This window comes from Fundidesulfovibrio terrae, assembly GCF_022808915.1.
Taxonomy (GTDB): domain Bacteria; phylum Desulfobacterota; class Desulfovibrionia; order Desulfovibrionales; family Desulfovibrionaceae; genus Fundidesulfovibrio; species Fundidesulfovibrio terrae.
On record NZ_JAKZFS010000001.1, the window covers coordinates 1084065 to 1102290 of the forward strand.

Annotated in this window: 18 protein-coding genes; 12 read left to right on the forward strand and 6 right to left on the reverse strand. The window is 65.4% G+C overall.

Translation table 11 applies throughout. The annotated features are described in order from the left end of the window. Positions 1-4 precede the first annotated feature (4 nt). The 4 genes from ML540_RS04975 to ML540_RS04990 form a co-directional block, all read right to left on the reverse strand. On the reverse strand, positions 5-1180 hold the full coding sequence (locus ML540_RS04975) for a BaiN/RdsA family NAD(P)/FAD-dependent oxidoreductase (protein ID WP_243358916.1): 1176 nt from the start codon (positions 1178-1180) through the stop codon (positions 5-7). Positions 1181-1331: 151 nt separating this feature from the next. Continuing rightward, entirely contained in the window at positions 1332-2315 is a 984-nt protein-coding gene (locus ML540_RS04980) for a C40 family peptidase (RefSeq protein ID WP_243358917.1), read from the reverse strand. 37 nt (positions 2316-2352) lie between these two features. Next, entirely contained in the window at positions 2353-3114 is a 762-nt protein-coding gene (locus tag ML540_RS04985; RefSeq protein ID WP_243358922.1) for an exodeoxyribonuclease III, read from the reverse strand. A 9-nt stretch (positions 3115-3123) separates the two neighbouring features. Beyond that, positions 3124-3795 (reverse strand): metallophosphoesterase family protein, encoded by a 672-nt coding sequence (locus tag ML540_RS04990; RefSeq protein WP_243358924.1) that lies wholly within the window; start codon positions 3793-3795, stop codon positions 3124-3126. Between the two features lie 57 nt (positions 3796-3852). On the opposite strand from ML540_RS04990, the gene ML540_RS04995 reads away from it, so the two are divergent. From ML540_RS04995 to typA, 6 genes are all read left to right on the forward strand, one after another. Then, positions 3853-4476, forward strand: a complete 624-nt coding sequence (locus ML540_RS04995) for a 5-formyltetrahydrofolate cyclo-ligase (protein WP_243358925.1) — start codon at positions 3853-3855, stop codon at positions 4474-4476. A 15-nt stretch (positions 4477-4491) separates the two neighbouring features. Then, a complete protein-coding gene (locus ML540_RS05000; RefSeq protein WP_243358927.1) occupies positions 4492-5220 on the forward strand; it encodes a purine nucleoside phosphorylase YfiH/LACC1 family protein in 729 nt (242 codons plus the stop codon). Between the two features lie 186 nt (positions 5221-5406). Then, complete coding sequence (locus ML540_RS05005) at positions 5407-6417, forward strand: SPFH domain-containing protein (protein ID WP_243358930.1); 1011 nt, start codon at positions 5407-5409, stop codon at positions 6415-6417. A gap of 211 nt (positions 6418-6628) precedes the next feature. Next, positions 6629-7588, forward strand: coding sequence for a PEP-CTERM sorting domain-containing protein (locus tag ML540_RS05010; protein ID WP_243358933.1), 960 nt, complete (start codon positions 6629-6631; stop codon positions 7586-7588). Positions 7589-7696: 108 nt separating this feature from the next. Next, positions 7697-8173, forward strand: a complete 477-nt coding sequence (locus ML540_RS05015) for a phospholipase A2 family protein (protein WP_243358935.1) — start codon at positions 7697-7699, stop codon at positions 8171-8173. Between the two features lie 323 nt (positions 8174-8496). After that, positions 8497-10329, forward strand: coding sequence for a translational GTPase TypA (typA, locus tag ML540_RS05020; protein ID WP_243359647.1), 1833 nt, complete (start codon positions 8497-8499; stop codon positions 10327-10329). A gap of 124 nt (positions 10330-10453) precedes the next feature. On the opposite strand, the gene ML540_RS05025 is transcribed toward typA, so the two are convergent. Next, on the reverse strand, positions 10454-10867 hold the full coding sequence (locus ML540_RS05025; protein WP_243358937.1) for a carboxymuconolactone decarboxylase family protein: 414 nt from the start codon (positions 10865-10867) through the stop codon (positions 10454-10456). 158 nt (positions 10868-11025) lie between these two features. On the opposite strand from ML540_RS05025, the gene ML540_RS05030 reads away from it, so the two are divergent. From ML540_RS05030 to ML540_RS05055, 6 genes are all read left to right on the forward strand, one after another. Beyond that, a complete protein-coding gene (locus ML540_RS05030) occupies positions 11026-11475 on the forward strand; it encodes a hypothetical protein (protein WP_243358939.1) in 450 nt (149 codons plus the stop codon). A gap of 10 nt (positions 11476-11485) precedes the next feature. Continuing rightward, positions 11486-11773 carry a hypothetical protein gene (locus tag ML540_RS05035; RefSeq protein ID WP_243358941.1) on the forward strand — a complete coding sequence of 96 codons (288 nt, stop codon included), beginning with the start codon at positions 11486-11488 and terminating at the stop codon, positions 11771-11773. Between the two features lie 3 nt (positions 11774-11776). Then, a complete protein-coding gene (locus tag ML540_RS05040) occupies positions 11777-12496 on the forward strand; it encodes a hypothetical protein (protein ID WP_243358942.1) in 720 nt (239 codons plus the stop codon). A 148-nt stretch (positions 12497-12644) separates the two neighbouring features. Further along, a complete protein-coding gene (locus ML540_RS05045; RefSeq protein ID WP_243358943.1) occupies positions 12645-13193 on the forward strand; it encodes a hypothetical protein in 549 nt (182 codons plus the stop codon). Positions 13194-13264: 71 nt separating this feature from the next. After that, positions 13265-13606, forward strand: a complete 342-nt coding sequence (locus ML540_RS05050) for a DHCW motif cupin fold protein (RefSeq protein ID WP_243358944.1) — start codon at positions 13265-13267, stop codon at positions 13604-13606. Positions 13607-13930: 324 nt separating this feature from the next. Continuing rightward, positions 13931-15451: a sensor domain-containing diguanylate cyclase gene (locus ML540_RS05055; protein ID WP_243358947.1), complete on the forward strand. Its 1521-nt coding sequence runs from the start codon at positions 13931-13933 to the stop codon at positions 15449-15451. 36 nt (positions 15452-15487) lie between these two features. Here the strand turns inward: ML540_RS05055 and ML540_RS05060 are convergent, their stop codons facing one another. Continuing rightward, a complete protein-coding gene (locus ML540_RS05060) occupies positions 15488-18031 on the reverse strand; it encodes a PAS domain-containing sensor histidine kinase (RefSeq protein ID WP_243358949.1) in 2544 nt (847 codons plus the stop codon). Between the last annotated feature and the right edge of the window lie 195 nt (positions 18032-18226).

Here is an 18226-nt window from a genome sequence, read left to right on the forward strand (position 1 = left end):
CCCGCTACTGCGACTCCTTGAGCGACTGGGCCGCTACGAAGCCCGAGGCCCAGGCCCAGTGCAGGTTGTAGCCGCCCAGGTGTCCGGTTACGTCCAGGATTTCGCCGATGAAGTACAGGCCGGGAACGCCCAGGCTCTCCATGGTCTTGGACGAGATGGCCTTGGTGTCCACTCCTCCGGCGGTCACCTCGGCCTTCTTGTACCCGGCCAGCTCCTTGGGGGTGATTTCCCAGGCCGTAAGGCGCTTGACCAGCCAGGCCAGTTCCTCCTTGCGCAGCTGGGCCACGGGCTTGGCCCCCAGTTCCGGCGGCGCGATCATGGCCGCCAGGCGCGAGGGCAGGAGCTTGCCCAGCACCGTCTTCACCTGGGACTTGGTGCCGCGCGCCTTGGCCAGGATGTCCTCGGGGGACTGGTCCGGGGTCAGGTTCACCACCACGGGCTTGCCCTGCTGCCAGTAGGAGGAGATCTGCAGAACGGCCGGACCGCTCAGGCCCTTGTGGGTGAAGAGCAGGGCGTCCTCGAAGGACGTCTTGCCGAACTGGATGCGCACCGGAAGCGAGATGCCCGACAGCGCCGCCATCTGCCAGCCCTGTCCCATGTTCAGGGGGGTGAGGGCGGGGCGGGGCTCGATGAGGTCCAGCCCGAAGGTCTCGGCCACGCCGTAGCCGAAGCAGGAAGAGCCGGTCTGGGGCCAGGCCAGGCCGCCGGCCGCCACCACCAGGTTTTTTCCGGGCACGGTGCCGCCCGGGTAGGTGACGCGGAAATCCTCGCGGCGCTCGATGTTCTTGATGCGCGCGTTCATGTAGAAGTGAACGCCCGCCTCCTGGCAGAGCCGCTCCAGCAGGTCGGCCACGGCCACCGCGCCCTGGCGGCAGAAGAGCTGGCCGTGCCCTTCCTCCACGCTGGACAGTCCATTCTGCTCCAGGAATTCCTTGAAGGCCAGCGGCGCGAAGCGCGACAGCGCCGAGACGCTGAAGTGCGGATTGGAGGAGAGAAAGTTCTCCGGCGTGACCCTTGTGTTGCCGAAGTTGCAACGTCCGCCGCCGGTGACCTTGAGCTTCTTGCCGGTCTGGGTGTTGTGGTCGAACACGGCGACGCTGAGGCCCCGCCTGGCCGCTGTGAGGGCGCAAAACAGGCCGGAGGCCCCGGCGCCTATGATGACGACATCGTATCCGAGCATCCGTCAATGATACGGCATAGCGTAAGAAGGGGCAAGACGTGTCGGCGGCGGCAGGGGCATCCCCGGCGAAAAAGGGTGTTCCGGGCGGCGCGCCGTGAAGGCCGGAGGCGGGTTCGCCGGGCAGATCCGGTAGTCCGCTGGCAGCCTGCGGTCAGCCCGTGGCTGAGAGGCCCGCGCCTTTGGGGCCCATGCCCGCGTCGTCGCGGAGGATCCGCCTGCCCCCGGCGTAGGAGGAACTCCACACCGGGTCGTCCAGGGAGCCGGTCTTCACCGCTCCCCCGGAGCTGGCGGCGTGCACGAAGGTGCCTTCCCCCATGTAGATGCCCACGTGGTGTACGCCTTTCTTGCCGAAGAACACCAGATCGCCCGGGCGCAGGTCCTCGCGCTTCACAGGCTGGCCCTGGCGGAACTGCTCGCGTGAGTTGCGCGACAGCTCCACGCCGCTTCTGGCGTAGACGTAGCTGGTAAGCCCGGAGCAGTCGAATCCCTGACGCGGGGTTTCGCCCCCGACGGTGTAGCGCCTGCCGAGCTGGGCCTTGGCGGTGAGGGCCAGGGCGCTCGGGTCGGCGGCGGCCAGGGACGGCGGAAGATCAAGCGGCAAAGGCTTGGCGGCGCGGGGCGCGCGCGGCGGCGGTTTGACGGCCGAGGCCCAGGCGCGAAGGGCGGCCTCGTCCTCGGCGGAGAAACGGGCGGGGGCGCCTGCCGCCGCCTGGTCCCGCGATTGCCCGGCCGGGCTGGCCTGGGCGGATGAGGGAACGCTGGATGAGGCTCCGGAGGCGGCGCTGGCGGCGCCAGCCGCGGCGGCGTTGTCCTGCGTGGCGGCCTTCTCCGGGGGCACGGGCTGGCGGGGCCATTCCACCGCGCCCCAGACGACTCCCGGGGGAGCGGTGGAGGGCGCGGAAAGATGCGTGGCGGCGTGCTGCCCCGTCAACGTCCTGCCGGATGCGCCGGGGGCGTTTTCCCCGGGCCTCTGCACCTCGCCGTGCACTTCGCCGCTTCCGTGCCCGGACAGCGGAGCGGCCCGGGCCGAGTCCAGGGCCTCGGCGAAGCCTTCGTCCCTTGGTGACAGGGTGGGCAGCGCGGGCTTCGGTTGCAGCCTGGGCTGGAATATGGGCGGGACCTGTTCGACGGCCATGGGGCATCCTCCACGGAATGCCCAGCAAACGCCGTGCCTAGAGGTCCAGTTCCAGGCCCACGGGGCAGTGGTCGGAGCCCATGACGTCGCTTTCGATCCAGGCGCGCTTCACCCTGGGGCGCAGCTCCTCGGACACGAAGAAGTAGTCGATGCGCCAACCCACGTTGCGCGCCCTGGCCTGGAAGCGGTAGTCCCACCAGGAGTAGTGGCCGCCGTCCTTCTCGAACATGCGGAAGGTGTCCACGTAGCCCGCCGCCACGAACGTATCCAGCCAGGCCCGCTCCACGGGCAGGAACCCCGAGGTTTTCTCGTTGGATTTGGCGTTCTTCAGGTCCAGCTCGGTGTGGGCGGTGTTGACGTCGCCGCAGACCACGATGGGCTTTTTCGCGCGAAGCTCCTGGGCGTGGGCCAGGAAGGCGTCGTAGTAGCCCAGCTTGTATTCCAGCCGGTCCGGGCCCATCTGGCCGTTGGGGAAATAGACGGTGAAGAAGTGGAAGTCCGGATATTCCAGGTGCAGGAGCCTTCCCTCGCCGCCGAATTTCGGGTCGGGCAGCTCGGCGTTCACGGCCAGGGGCTCGGCGCGGTAGTACACGCCCACGCCAGAATAACCCTTCTTCACGCTGCTCGATGCGAACACGGTCTTGTAGCCGTGCACCTCGGGAAAGCCGTTTTCGTGGTCCTTCTGGAGCTTGGTCTCCTGGATGCCCACCACGTCCGCGCCGCAGGTTTCGAGCCACTCGTGGAAACCCTTGCCCGCCGCGGCGCGCAGCCCGTTCACGTTCCAGGAATAGAGTATCATGGCGCTTCCTTATGATATGGTCATGAGCCTGGCCGTGACGGCGCTTCCGTCGTAGCCGATGATGGCGTAGCCGCCCGAGGACAGGTCGCCGGGATTGATGACGACCGTCCTGCCCAGGGTGTCCGTGCTGCGGGCCTCGTGGATGTGGCCGGTCAGGCACACGTCGGGCTGGGCGCGCTCGATGAAGCCGCGCACCGCCGCCGAGCCCACGTGGGCTCCGGGGCCCACCACGTCGGTGGTGGTGCCATGGGGCGGCGTGTGCGAAACCAGGATCACGTGGTCGAAGGCCTTGGCCTGCTCCCAGGCCTGCTCCAGCCATTCTCCCAGCTGCGAGTCGGGCACTTCGCTCGGCGTGTGGAACGGCGTGGGGCCGGACCAGCCCACGCCCATGAGCGCCAGGCCCGGAGCCAGCTCCACGCATCGCGCGTGGATGCCCATGCCCTTGCCGTCCAGCCAGGACTGCACCGGCTCGTGGTCCATGTTGCCGATCTGGGCCAGGATGCGGGGATTTACGGCCGCCACGGCCTCGATCACCCGGCCGGCCTCGGCCACGCCGCCCTTGATGGTCAGGTCGCCGCTTATGATGACCCCGGCCGCGCCCGGAAGCTCCGGGATGCGCGTAAGGCTTGCCGTGTGGCCGTGGATGTCGCCCATGCCGATCCAGTATGCCGCGCCGCTCATGCAGGACTCCCTGGGAAAGGTTCTTTGCCGCCGAAGTGCGGCATGTTAGCATAAGTCATGAAGCCGCTCAACGCGAACACGGGAAACGCCCCGGGGCCGGACAAGGCCGCGCTGCGCAGGGCCGTGCTGGCCCGGCGCGCCGGGCTCTCGCCGGATGAGGTGCGCAGGGCCAGCCTCGCCGCTTCGATCCTGGTGGACGGGCTCGACCGCTGGCGCTCGGCGCGCGAGGTTATGGTCTATTTCGCCTTCAAGGGCGAGGTGGAGACCTCGGCGCTCCTGGAGGGCCTGTGGCGGCGGGGCGTGCGCGTGCTGGCCCCGCGCTGCCGCCCCGGAGAGGCCGGAGTGCTCGACGTGGCCTGCGTCACCTGCTTCGAGGAGCTGGCCCCAGGAGCCTACGGCATCCTGGAGCCCCATCCCGAAAGCTGCCCGGCCCTGTCCGGCTTCGCCCCGGACGTGGCCCTCATCCCGGCCGTGGCCTTCGACCGCCGGGGCGGCAGGCTGGGCTTCGGCCAGGGATACTACGACCGGCTGCTGGCCGGGCCGGGGTTCGAGAAGACGTTTCTCATCGGGCTGGCGCATCCGTTCCAGGTGGTGGAGCGCCTGCCGCTGGAGCCCTGGGACAGGCCGGTTCACGCCGTGGTCACGAGCGAAGAGGTTATCCGGGTTCATCCTGGAGAGTGAGCGAGAGGAGAGAGCATGTCCGTAAGCGTCATCGAGTTTTCCTTCCCCGGCGTTCCCGGGGTGCGCGCCGCGTTCACCACGGCCGAGTGCGGCCCGGAGCGCGGCAATATTTCCTATAACGTGGCCAAGGACCCGAAAGCGGTGCGGGCCAACCGGGAATCCCTGCGCCTGCGCCTGGGTTTTGATTCCTGGTGCTCGCTCAAGCAGGTGCACGGCACGGACATGGCCTTCGAGCCCGGGGCCGTGGCCCCGCACGAGGCGTCACAGGCCGAGGCCGACGGCTCGACCACATCCGAGCCGGGCCGCGCCCTGGTGGTCAAGACCGCCGACTGCCAGCCCATCCTCATCGCTCACGAGAGCGGCAAATACGTGGCCGGGCTGCACGTGGGCTGGCGCGGCAACGTGCTGGAGTTCCCCCAGAAGGGCGTGGCCGCGTTCTGCGAGCGCTACGGAATCGAGCCGGGGGAGCTCCTGGCCGTGCGCGGCCCGAGCCTGGGTCCCGGGGCCAGCGAGTTCAAGAATTTCGAGATGGAGTTCGGGGAGAGGTTCCGGGATTTCTTCGACCCGGCCACCCAGACCGTGAACCTGTGGCGGCTCACCGTGGCCCAGCTTCTCGAGGCGGGGCTCAGGCCCGACCGCATCTTCGGGCTGGACCTGTGCACCCACAGCCTTTCGGGGTTCCATTCCTACAGAAGGGACAAGGCCGATTCGGGCAGGCAGGCCAGCCTGATCTGGATCAGGTAGCTGGAATATATTTTGGCATAGCCCTATATGTATTTTGCTTTTTTTCTTGCCACGCATACTCGTGTTGAATAGATTCGCGCCCGAGTTTGGTTTGGCTGCGCATATTCCGTGCGCTGTCCCTGCGCGGAGGCGATTGCGGCCGCCATTCCGCTGTTCGCGAACATGCACGCCATGGGAGTCCGGCATATGGAGAGCCTCTCGAACCTCTCGCCCCTGTCCAGAATGCCCAACCTGTCCTTCCGGAAGCTCGGCTACGCCTTGGTTCTGGGGGGGATTCTCCTGGTCCTGTCCAAATCGTTCTACATCGTTGACCCCACGGAAGTGGCCATGGTGCGCCGGTTGGGCGAGGTCCAGCCGGGGCTTATGAAGCCCGGAATCCACTTCAAGGTGCCCTTCCTTGACACGGTAGACTTCCTGGCCGTGTCGCTCATGCGCTTCCCCTTCCCCAAGACCGTCTTCTTCACCTCCGACAACCAGACCGTGGAACTCGGGCTGTCGGTTTCCTACCGGGTGCCCGAAACGTCGGTGGAGAAGCTCCTTTATCAGGTCGGCCGGGTCGGCAACGTAGACGTGGCCGAGAACATGCGCCCCATCATCATCCAGCGCATCCGCGAGGTGGTGGCCCGCAAGAACCTCACGAGCTTCAACATGGGCATGGGGGACATCACCCAGGAGATCAAGAACTCTATCGCCCTGGCCACCGCGGACTGGATCAGCGTCGTGGACGTCCAGATTGTGGAGTTCGACTTGGCCGCCAGTTTCAAGAAGAGCAACGAGGCGGCCGTGCAGGCCAAGAACGACGCCATAGCCGCCCAAAACGAGCTGGCCAAGGTCCAGGCCCAGGCGGAACAGGCCAAGGCCAAGGCCGACGGTGAAGCCGAAGCCCTGCGCAAGAAGGCCAAGGGTGACGCTGACGCCAAGATTTTCGCGGCCGAGGGCGAGGCCACCCGGATCGAAAGGATCGCGGCTGCCGAGGCCACGAAAATCGAAAAGACCGCTCTGGCCGAATCCAACGCCATCCGCCTCAAGGGGACGGCCGAGGCCGACGCCCTGTCGCTCAAGGCCAAGGTCATCGCCGCCAATCCGCAGGTCACCGCGCAGACCTGGGCTGAGCGTTGGAGCGGCCATGTCCCGTCGACGGTCATGGGCAGCGGCCAGAATTTCGTGCCGTTTTTCAACGTGCAGCCCGGGAAATAGGCCATACCGGCGGTATCTTTCGACAACGCCTCCAGGCGCGGCGCGGTTTGGATAGGGAGATGAAAAACGGAGGAAGGCGCTGAACGCGGAATGTATTTTCGGGCCGGGCGGTGTCGGCCCTGCTATCAGATGTAAGAATAGTTTACAGATCGAATCACCTCGTCAAGTGATAGCTGCGCGGAAAGATTGAGGATGACGCGCGGCACGAATCTTGTTTGTTCATTCCTTCGATCCCGGTCGTATTCCGTACCATGCCGTTATTCCAGCAGGGGAGGCGGTCATGACCAATACCGCTCGAAGGCAAAAGTCGGTCCCGGTTCTTCTGTTCCTGTTCACAACCATGCTTCTGGCAGCTGGCCTGGCCACGGCGACACCGGCCGCGGCCGACGTCGTGTTCTTCAGCACCGGCGATCCGGACGGAAAAATCGCCACGCTTTCGCGCACGAGCGCGGGCGGCAAGCTGGAAACGGAATCTGCGGACGATTTTCTGTTGTCTACCCCCACGCGGATAACCGGGGCAACGTTCACGGGGCTCCTGACATCCGGGGCTTCCCTCGTGGACATCGACTCCGTGACCGTGGAAGTCTACCGCGTCTTTCCCAAGGATTCCACCGATCCACCTTCGGGAAATGTTCCCACCCGGGCGAATTCCCCTTCCGACGTGGCGCTCGACAGCCGCGACAGCGTGGCGGGCTCGCTGTCCTTTTCGGTCACGGCCCTCGGTTCCTTCACGGCGGCGAATTCGGTGGTCAACGGCATCAACAAGATCCCAAACCAGAACACACTGGGCGAAGGCTCGGTGACGGGAGAGGAGGTGCAATTCGATGTGGATTTCATCACTGCCCTTAACCTGCCGCCGGACCACTATTTCTTCGTGCCCCAGGTGGACTTGTCCTCGGGCGATTTTTTGTGGCTTTCCGCGCCGAAACCCATCGTTGCCCCAGGCACTCCCTTCTTGCCCGACCTGCAAAGCTGGATACGTAACGCGAACCTGGCCCCCGACTGGCTGCGCGTGGGCACGGACATCGTTGGCGGAACCTCTTTCAACGCCGCTTTCTCGCTTTCGGGATCACCCGTTCCCGAGCCGGGCACGGTCCTCCTGCTCGGCGCGGGCCTGACCGGCCTCGCTGCGCTGAGGAAGAAACGCGGTTCGCGCGGCCCTCACTCCTGAGGGGGCTGGCGGGTGTGACTGAAAGGACGCCGTGCGATGCCTCCGGCGTCCTTCTTTTGTTCGCCCAATGGCCTTGCCCCGTGGCCCCGAAACGGGCATAATTACCTGATGATGACCGCCCGTGTTTTTATCCTGTCCGCGTTCCTGGCCCTGTCCGCCTCCGCCGCCCATGCCCAGGTCACAACCCTGGAGCAGCAGGAGGCCATCTGGGACCAGCTCCTGACCGCCGTCAAGGCCGATCCCTCGTCCCTCGTGGCCGACATCAAGTCCTTCGTGCCCCAGTACGGAAACTACTGCGGCCTGCAGGCCACGGCCGCCGGCGCCATCCCCATCGACTGCGTGGATGGGGCCTGTTTCCAGCACGACGCCTCGCCCGGCTATTCCTCGTCGAATCCCACCCTGGCGCAGGTGGTAGCCGCCGACCAGCAGTTCATCGCCAACCTGAGCTTCACCCAGGCGTCCACGCCCTACGGTGAACTCTACCGCAACGCGGCCATCCAGCTCTTCGAGGCCAAGACCACGTACGAGCAGGCCAACTCCGTGACCCTGATCACCCCCTGCGCGGACTGCCTGAACACGCGCTGAGGGCTTGGCGGTCAGTTTCCGCCGGAGCGGTCGACACCCATCCCGACGCGATTTCTGTGCCGTGCCCTGCGAGCGCCGGGGCGTTGCCCTAGATATTTTTCAAAAACCTCTTATTTCTTGAACAACCGGACAGCACCGGTTGTTCTGCCTCCCGACAAAGGCTGCGTGCGCCGCCGGAGCGGTGCGCTGGCGGCAGGCACCTGCGGCGCCGCGTAAAAAATCGGCGCGGGCAGCGCCGTTGTCACGGTACTTTCGCTTGCCAGCGGGTCCCCCGGGCCGTATGGAGGGGCCTCCCAAAATACTGGAGATCAATCCCTATGAACATGTCTTCCAACGACAGCATTAGAAATATTGCCATCATCGCCCACGTCGACCACGGCAAGACCACCCTGGTGGACGCCCTGTTCCGGCAAAGCGGCACCTTCCGCGAAAACCAGGAAGTGGACGACCGCGTCATGGACTCCATGGACCTGGAGCGCGAGCGCGGCATCACCATCGCCGCCAAGAACTGCGCCGTGTCCTGGAAGGGCGTGAAGATCAACATCATCGACACCCCCGGCCACGCCGACTTCGGCGGCGAGGTCGAACGCTCCATGGTCATGGCCGACGGCGCGATCCTGCTGGTGGACTCCTCCGAGGGGCCGCTGCCCCAGACCCGCTTCGTGTTGAAAAAAGCCCTGGAGCGCGGTCTGTCCATCATGGTGGTGGTCAACAAGATCGACCGCAAGGACGCCCGCCCCCAGGAAGTGCTGGACGAGGTCTACGACCTGTTCATCGACCTGGACGCCAGCGAGGAGCAGCTGGACTTCCCCGTGCTCTACGCCATCGGCCGTGAAGGCATGGCCAAGACCAGCCTGGAGGGCGAGGGCACCGACCTGACCCCGCTCTTCGACGCCATCCTGGAGCACATCCCCGCCCCGCGCTACGACTCCACCGCCCCCTTCCAGATGCTGGTGGCGGACTTGGGCTATTCCGACTTCCTGGGACGCCTGGCCATCGGCCGGGTCATGAACGGCGTGGCCCACCAGAACGAGACCCTGGTGTGCATGGGCGAGAACGGCGAGGTGAAGCAGCTTCGCGTCACCCGCCTGCAGACCTACAAGGGCCCGAGCCTGGTGGACGCCACCGAGGCCACCCCCGGCGACACCATCGTGCTCTCGGGCATCGAGGACGTGAAGATCGGCGACACCATCTGCACCGCCTCCGCCCCCAAGGCCCTGCCGCGCATCACCGTGGACGAGCCCACCGTGTCCATGAAGTTCGCCATCAACACCTCTCCCCTGGCCGGGCGCGAGGGCAAGCTCGTGCAGTCTCGCAAGATTCTGGAACGCCTGGAGCGCGAGTGCCTGTCCAACGTGGCCATCAAGGTGGAGCAGAGCGAGGACAAGGACAGCTTCATCGTCAAGGGCCGCGGCGAGTTCCAGATGGCCATCCTGATCGAGACCATGCGCCGCGAGGGCTTCGAGCTTTCCGTCAGCCGTCCCGAGGTCATCTACAAGGAAGAGAAGGGCAAGCGTCTGGAGCCCATCGAGAGCGTGTTCGTGGATTGCGAGGAGACCTTCCTCGGCGTGGTCACGGAAAAGCTCGCCATCCGCAAGGGCCGCATGGTGAACCTGGTGAACCACGGCAAGGGCCGGGTGCGCATGGAGTTCTCGGTGCCCTCGCGCGGGCTCATCGGCTACCGAGACGAGTTCCTCACCGACACCAAGGGCACGGGCATCATGAACTCGCTCCTGGAGGGCTACGAGCCCTACCGGGGCGACTTCCCCACCCGGTTCACCGGCTCCCTGGTGGCCGACCGCATGGGCGTGGGCGTGGCCTACGGCCTGTTCCACCTGGAGCCGCGCGGCGAGATGTTCATCACCGCGGGCGACCCGGTGTACGAGGGCATGATCGTGGGCGAGCACAACCGCGACAATGACCTGGACATCAACCCCTGCAAGGAAAAGAAGCTCACCAACATGCGCGCTTCGGGCAAGGACGAGAACTGCGTGCTCACCCCCATCCGCCCCATGACCCTGGAGCGGGCCATCCACTTCGTGCGCGACGACGAACTGGTGGAGGTGACGCCCCTGTCCATCCGCCTGCGCAAGGCCGAGCTGAACGCCGGAAAGCGCCACATCCTCTACGGGCAGAGGAAGAAAGAGAAGGCGTAGTCCCAGCGGGACCTTTCGGGAAGCGAACGCGGAATCTGCTGACGCTTCCGGCCGTTAACAAGAGAGACGAACCCCCCGCCGGGGCGGACGCTTGGCGTCCGTCCCGGCGTTTTTTCGCGCCGCGCTACTCGGACATGTCGCCCGGTCCCATGGACTCACGCGCCAGGCGCACATGCTGGCAGACCTGGGTGATCTCGCGCTTGAACTGCTCGAAATCAATCTGCATGCCATTCACGTAGGCGCTCCACCCGGCACTGGATTTGGCGTAGTGCACCGCCTCCTCGATTTCGGCCGGGGTGGCTCCGTTCAGCTTGGCCATCTCGGTGTGGAAAAAGGCGCAGTACCGGCATTTCGTGATGGCGGAGATAGCCACCCCCATCAGCTCCCGGTACTTGGCGGGGATTTCTCCGGGCGCAAGCTGCACCTGCTTGAACAGGCTCCATTCGAGTTCCAGGGTCGCGTCCGGAATTGATTTGAACATGGACGGCACAAGGCCAAACATCTCTTCCATTTCCTTGAAGATCTCGGCTCTGGTCATGGCGACCTCCCGAAGCTTATTAACTCCACCCTCTCATATGACACACCGGACTCGCCGCGTACACCGGAAATCCAACTGGGGGGCAAAGAGCCAGAGGGCATTGACGCCATATCCGTTCAGGCGCATGGAGAGACGATCCGGCATAAGGAGGTCCCGCCATGCGCCTTTTCGCGTCCGTGCTCGTCGCGTCGCTTCTGGCCCTGTCCGGCATCGCCCAGGCCCAGTTGCTGCCCCAGGCCCTGTCGTTTTCCGACATAAGCCTGGCCCAGTCCTTCCCCCAGGCATTGGCCCAGTCCCTGTTCGACATCTCCCAGGCCCAGCCCCTTCCCCAGTCTCAGGCCCAGTCCCTGTCCGGCATTGCCCAGTCCCAGACCCAGGCCCAATCCCAGACGGGGGCGGCCTCGCTTCCGGCCACGGTGGCCGCCTCGCCCACCATCGCGGGCTCGCCCTACCAGGTGACAAACACCGTGACCTACTCCAAGACCGCCACGGGGCTCTTAGTGGTGCTCACTCCGGCAGCTCTCAAGGGATCAGGGTCGCTGGCCGGGCATACGGAGGGGCTGACCCTGGAGATCCCCGACTTCTTCATCAAGCAACTGTTCTTCTAGGAGGCCCGTCATGAAGACCCTCGCCCTCGTGCTCGCCTTGGCGGCTCTGTCCTGCCCGGCCCTGGCCGCCCCCCTGGGGACCCAGACCTCCCAGTCCACGACCTTGAGCGTCAACGTGGATTCCTTCGCGTATCGGCTCACCGCGCTCATGAACCTTGCCAACACGGCCCAGGGCATGTCCGTGTCCGTAGGGCCGGGCAACCTGCAATCGGTCGCCCAACCCGCCGGCCCGGTGAATAACTCGAGCTTTTTTGAAACCTTCACCATCCCCATGTCGGTGATCAACTTCTTCTACTAGACCATGATACAGGCATTCGTGATTTTCGCCGTGCTGCTGGCCGCCTGCCCTGTCTCAGGGGCGGACCTCACGTCCCGGGCCGACCGGCTCCTGGGCATCGCCTACCGTCCCGACGGAGTGCTCGATGAATCCGGGCGCTGGACGCTGTTCGAGCACCCGGAGCAGAGCTTCGACACTCCCGGGCTCAATTGCTCGGGATTGGATTACGCCCTCATGCGCCTCCTCGCGCCCGGAACCGTGACCACCCGCCAGGCCGCCCGCGACCGGCAGGGCGACTCCGGGCCGGGCGCGCCCATGGGCCAGGACTGGGACTTCGGTTTCGACCTGATCCTGAACCTCTCCGAGGGGATGACCAGGACGTGGCTCCTGCCCGAACCACGCCCCGCCACCGGACGGGAGAGCGGCCGGGACATGCTTGGGTTCGCCACTTCCGACCAGGGCGCCTGGAAAAAGGCCCTGGCCCAGGTCCGCCCTGACCAGGCCGTGCTGGTCAGCTTCAGCCAAACCGGGCGGCGCATGGGCTACACCCTCCAGCACTACCACGTGGGAGTGATCCTGCCGGACGCCTCGGGCGGGCGCTGGCTGTATCAGGCCACGCCCAAGTCCGGGGCGCACAAGGTGAACCTGGCCGACCCGTCGGGCATGGCGCGGTTCCTGAGCTTCTTCTCCGGCGGGGACAAGAGGGCGCTCCTGCTGGCCGTGACCCTGCCACCGGGGCGCTGAGGCGATCGGCCTCGCTTGGCGCGTGCCCGGCGGGCGTTCGGTCCTGCCCGTTGCCGGTGGCGCGGGCGCTGCCCGGCCCGAAGTTGCCCCCCGGGCGCAAACAGGCTACACCCCTGGCCCACCCGAAGACACCGCCAAGGAGCAGCACGTGGGCAAGGAAAACATGACCCTGGAAAAGATCACGACTCAGCCCGAGTTCGACATGGAATACTACATGGAGATCAGCGGGCTCATGCGCATCGAGCAGGGCCTGGCAGAGCTTCTGGAGAAGTACTGGTTCAAGTGGGAGAAGGAGCTTCATGCCTACAAGATGGAGCCCACCAAGAAGGATGCGGACGACGGTTTCCTGCTGGTCTACCTGGACGAGGACACCGAGGCCGACGTGCAGCGGGCCTTCGAAGAGAACAATCACCACGGTTTCGCCTATCACCATCTGGCCATCACCCTGGTGATGTGCGCGGCCCAGAGCGTGATGCCCGAACTCATCGGCGGCTGCATGCCCCTGCCCGCCCCTACCCGCGAGGCCCGCAAGAAGTTCAAGAAGCTCGGCCTGGAATGGAACGAGAGCGGCTCCTCCATGAACCGCACCTACGTCGTGCTCACCCCCTATCCCTACAAGGGCGGCTGCGAGACCTGCGCCTCTTGCGACACCTGCCCGTCGAGCCAGATGCGCGAGATCGGGCGCATGGAGGAATAGCCCCCCATCACGGGGCGGCGACGGCCTGGGCCAGGGATCAGAACCGCATCGTATCGTCGCCGGAGGGCGCCATGAAGATGGAAGGCATCGCGTTCTGCACGACGGATTGGAATTCGGTGGAGAAAACGGAGCATCCCGGCGACCCAGGCACGGCGCAGTGGAGGACCCGCACGTTCGGCGATTCGTCCAATCCCATCCGCGTCCGGGTCGTGGAGTATTCACCCGGCTACCGCGCGGACCACTGGTGCAGCAAGGGGCACGTCCTGTACTGTCTGGAGGGCGAGCTCGAGACCACCCTCGAGGACGGCAGGAAATTCATCCTGACCCCCGGCATGAGCTACCAGGTGGCGGACAACGCCGAAGCCCACCAATCCTACACCGCCACCGGAGCAAGACTGTTCATCGTCGATTGACGGCTCCCTCGGCTATCGCGGCGCGCCTTCGGGCGCGCTTTTTTTGTCCGGATGTCCGGCCGGAGGACGCTCTCGCGGGAAGAGTAGGGAAACCCTACCGGTCAAAGGGCGAAAAACGGGACAATTCTACCCAGTTGCGATTGCTCCTTGCTGAATCCTTGCACACTGATACAAACCCTTCCCATGTCGGTTTTCGCTTTAGTCAGGATATTCCACCGCTTTTTCGTGCTTGTCCTGGGCGAAAATCGATCAGCCATCCGGCTGTTTCTCGCCGGCGTTCTGTTCTGCCTGTTTTCCCCCACATGGGGCCGCTGCGATGAGCCTTTGATCCAGAAGAACATCCGCATCGGCATCCTGGCCAACCGGGGCATCGCGAACTGCCTTGAGGATTGGGGCGGCATGATCCGCTCCGTGGCCAAGGCCCTGCCGGAATACGACTTCACGCTGGTGCCCCTTCCGTTCGAATCCGTGGATGACGCCGTGGTGGCGGGCTCCATCGACTTCGTGGTGGCCAACCCGGCCATATACGTCAATCTCGAGGTGCGCCACGACGTCATCCGTATCGCCACGCTCATCAACCATGCCGCGGGTCGGGCCTCGGACCGGTTCGGCGGGGTCTTCTTCACCCGGGCGGACAGAAAGGGCATCGACACCCTGGGCGATCTCCGGGGCAAGAAGCTGGTGGCCACGGCGCGCTATTCGCTGGGCGGCTGGCTCATGGGCTGGCACACGCTGCGCCAGCACGGCGTCGACCCCGACACGGAGCTGGCTTCGCTCTGGTTCGCCAGCACCCACAACGACGCCGTGGATGCCGTCCTGGGCGGCCAGGCCGACGCGGGCGTGGTGCGCACCGACACCCTGGAGCGCATGGCGGCCGAGGGTCTGCTCCGTCTGGATGACATAAAGGTCATCACCCCCCCGGGCTTCAGGCCGGATCCGACGTTCCCCTTCCTCTACAGCACGGACCTAGTGCCTGAATGGCCCTTCGCCAAGCTCAGCCACACGTCCGACGAGCTGGCCCGCCGGATGGCGGCGGCGCTGCTCACCATGCGCCCCGGGCAGGGGCACGCGGTCGGGCATGAGGGGTGCGAGTGGACCGTGCCGCTGCCCTACGAGTCCATCCACGCGATCATGCGCGAACTGCGGGTTCCGCCCTATGAGGAGTTCGGCAGGGTGTCCGTGAGGGATTTCATCGGCCAGCACCTGCCCCTGGTGCTCCTGGTCGTGCTGCTTCTCATGAGCTTGACGGCTTCCGTGGCCTATTTCAGAAGCTTCAACAAGCGTCTGCACCTGGCCATGGACAAGCTGCGCCAGGCCGAGGCCGAGCTGACCGTGCAGGCCAACACCGACATCCTCACGGGGCTGCGCAACCGCAAGCGCTTCAACGAGATAGTGGAGCGGGAGATCGTCCGGGCCCTGCGATACAAGAGGCCCCTGGCCATGATCCTTTTGGACCTGGACCATTTCAAGTCCATCAACGACAGGTTCGGGCACCCCGTGGGGGATTCGGTGCTTATCGCCGTGGCCGGGCTGATCGCGTCCCTCGTCAGGAAGACCGATTTCGCGGCCCGGATCGGAGGGGAGGAGTTCGCCGTGCTCATGCCGGAGACCGGGCTCGAGGACGCGGCCGACACCGCCGAACGCATCCGCGCGGAAGTGGAGTCGGCCGTGCTTGCGCAGACCACGTCCGGGCCGGCCTCGTTGACGGTGAGCATCGGCGTGGCCGACGTGTGCCCGTCCATCCAGAACTATTCGTCGCTCTACACGGCTGCCGACCAGGCCCTCTACATGGCCAAGAAGAGCGGGCGCAACCGGGTGGAGAAATCCACGGCCTGCCTGCTCTAGTGTGGCGTCCTCTTCGTGTTGTTCAGGGACGCGACGCTAGGCCGTGTCCGCCTCGCCGGGCATGGGCAGCCGGATGATGAATTTCGCCCCCACCCCCGGCTCTGAGTCCACCTCGATGCTGCCCCGGTGATTGGACGTGATGATGAAATAGGACACCGACAGGCCGAGCCCGGTGCCCTGGCCGGGCTGCTTGGTGGTGAAGAAGGGCTCGAAGACGCGCCTTCTCACGGCCTGGGGCATGCCGGGGCCGTTGTCCTCCACCTCGATGCGCGCCTGGTCTCCGTCCTTTTTCGTGCGCAACACTATCTTCGGCTGCCGCCCGTCCTCGAAATGTTCCCGCAACGCCTGCGAAGCGTTGCGCAGGAGGTTCATGACCACCTGTTCGATCTGGGTGGGGGAACACTCCACGGGCCCCAGGGTCGGGTCGTATTCCCGCTCTATGAGGATGTGCCTGAAATCGTAGTTTTTCTTCAGGTCGTAGTCGTTGGAGCACAGCTCCACGGCCGTGTCCAGGATGTCCTCGAGGTGGGAGAGTTCGTGGTGGGAGTCGCCCTTGCGGCTGAATTCGAGCATGTCGGCCACGATCTTCGCCGCCCGGGACGCCGACTGCCTCATGCCTGACAGCAGCCCCATGATGTCGCGCTTGTCGATGAAACGCCTGAATGCGTCAGAGTCCAGATCCGCTTCCCGCAGGGCCTGGGCGGTCAAGGGGGTGTCCGGATCGAGGCGCTTCTGCACCACCTGGGCGCCCTGGAGGATGCCGCTCAGGGGGTTGTTGATCTCATGGGCCATGCCGGCGGCCAGGCCGCCCACGCTCATCATCTTTTCCGACTGGATCATGAGTTCCGACATCCTGACCCGTTCGGTGACGTCGTTGACCACGAGCAGCAGATAGGGCTTGGAGTCCACATCGAAGCGGGCGAACATGCAGTCCAGCACCAGCTCCTTTCCCGAGGGCGTGCGTATCCTGAATTCCTTGCGGCGCGGCCCAGACCCGGCCAGGGCCTCCTCGGCCAGGGCGGCCATGCCCGATTTTCGCCAGGAGGGGATGTTCCTGAAGTCGTCGATCCGATGCTGCTCCATCCGTTCTTCGAGCAGGGACTCCAGCAGGTCGTTGGCCACCAGGCATTGCCTGGTCTCGCCGTCGTGGACGCAGACGCCCATGGGGGCGTGGCGCAGGATCATCTGGTTGATGGCCAGGCTCTTGCGCAGGTCGTTTTCGGCCCGTTCGCGTTCCGTGACGTCCGTTACGGAACCGGCCACCCGGTAGGGCTTCCCGTCCGGTCCCCGGAGTTCGAAGGCCCGGGCCAGGACGGTGCGCACCGTGCCGTCGGGGTGCACCACCCGGTAGTGGGATTCGTACTGCCCGGACCCCAGGGCGGAGCTGAGCAGGTCCTTGATGCGCTGCACGTCATCGGGATGCACGTTGTCCAGCCACGAGGCGGGATTGTCGTACAGGCTCTGGGGCGAGTTGTCCCAGATGCGCTCGTAGGCGGGGCTGACGTAGAAGAACTCCGAGTAGTCCGGCGCGGCCAGGAAGAATATCTGGTCGATGTGCTCGGCCATCTGCCTGAAGCGGCTTTCGCTTTCCTCCACCCGCTCCATGGCCGCATGCAGCTCGCTGACATCCTGGACGATGACCAGCAGCCTGTCTTCCTCGTGCAGTTTCACCAGGTCGATCTCCGCCAGGATGTACTCCCCGTCTTTGCGGCGGTAGCGCCGCTCGACCCGGACGGTTTGCCCGGGGGCGAGCCTCCCCGTGGTGCTGGAGACCGGCTGGGCGGCCAGGTCCTCCGGGTGGATGAAATCCTGGGCGTTCAGGCCGAGGAATTCGTGGGGCTCGTAGCCGAGGATGGCCGACGCCTTGCGGTTGGCTGACAGAACGCCCGCGCGCATGCTTACCAGGAATATACCCAGGGGGGCCAGTTCGAAGAGTTCGCGGTAGCGGCCCTCGCTGACGATGAGCCGCTGGTGGATGCGCTCGAAGTACCAGAGCAGCTGCCCGAGTGCCGCGAGCATGCCCAGGCACGCTCCGATGATGAATCCCCAGGGGGCGAACCAGGGCACCGTGGTGAGCAGCGGGAAGTCGAGCTTGTGCGCTCCCCAGGCGATGAACGACCAGCCGGCCAGGCTGTCGCCGAAACCGCGGGGCCTGGACAGCTTCAGGAAAAAGACCCCTGTCCAGATCTGCAGGAATCCGGCGTAGACGTACACCGGCACGCCCGCCGCGTAGCGGGACTGGCCGGCCACGGAAGCGAAAATGACCCACGCAGCGACTGCGCAACCGGTCCAGGTCAGATGCTTCGGCCAGCTCCGGCCGGTCATGACAAGCGCCCCCTGGAGCAGGGACATGGCCTGGGCGACGAGGCAGAGGTGTCCCAGCACGGGCAGCCAGGATGTCGGACCCAGGAGCACGTCCGAGAGATGGAATGCGTTGCGCAGGGTGTAGAAGGCCCAGGACCATGTCCACCAGGCGAAGAAGCGCTCTTTGTGTCGGGAATGGATGTAGAAGTAGGCCAGCAGAAGCGCGAGGCCGCTGGCGATGCTCGCCGACACCGCCGGAGTGATCCAACTGTTCATGTCAAAACCGCAGGGGGGTCAAAGTCCGGGGTACTGCCGGGCACGATGCCGATACGCCTGGATGCTGAATACTTCCGGGGAAAGGGAGGGTCAAGCAGGGCCGGCAGGAGCGGGCGGATAGATGCGGCTGATATGCAGCGTGGCGCGCCATCGCAACTAACGATTTGTCCTTTTCGTTCCAATGGGTTCCATTGC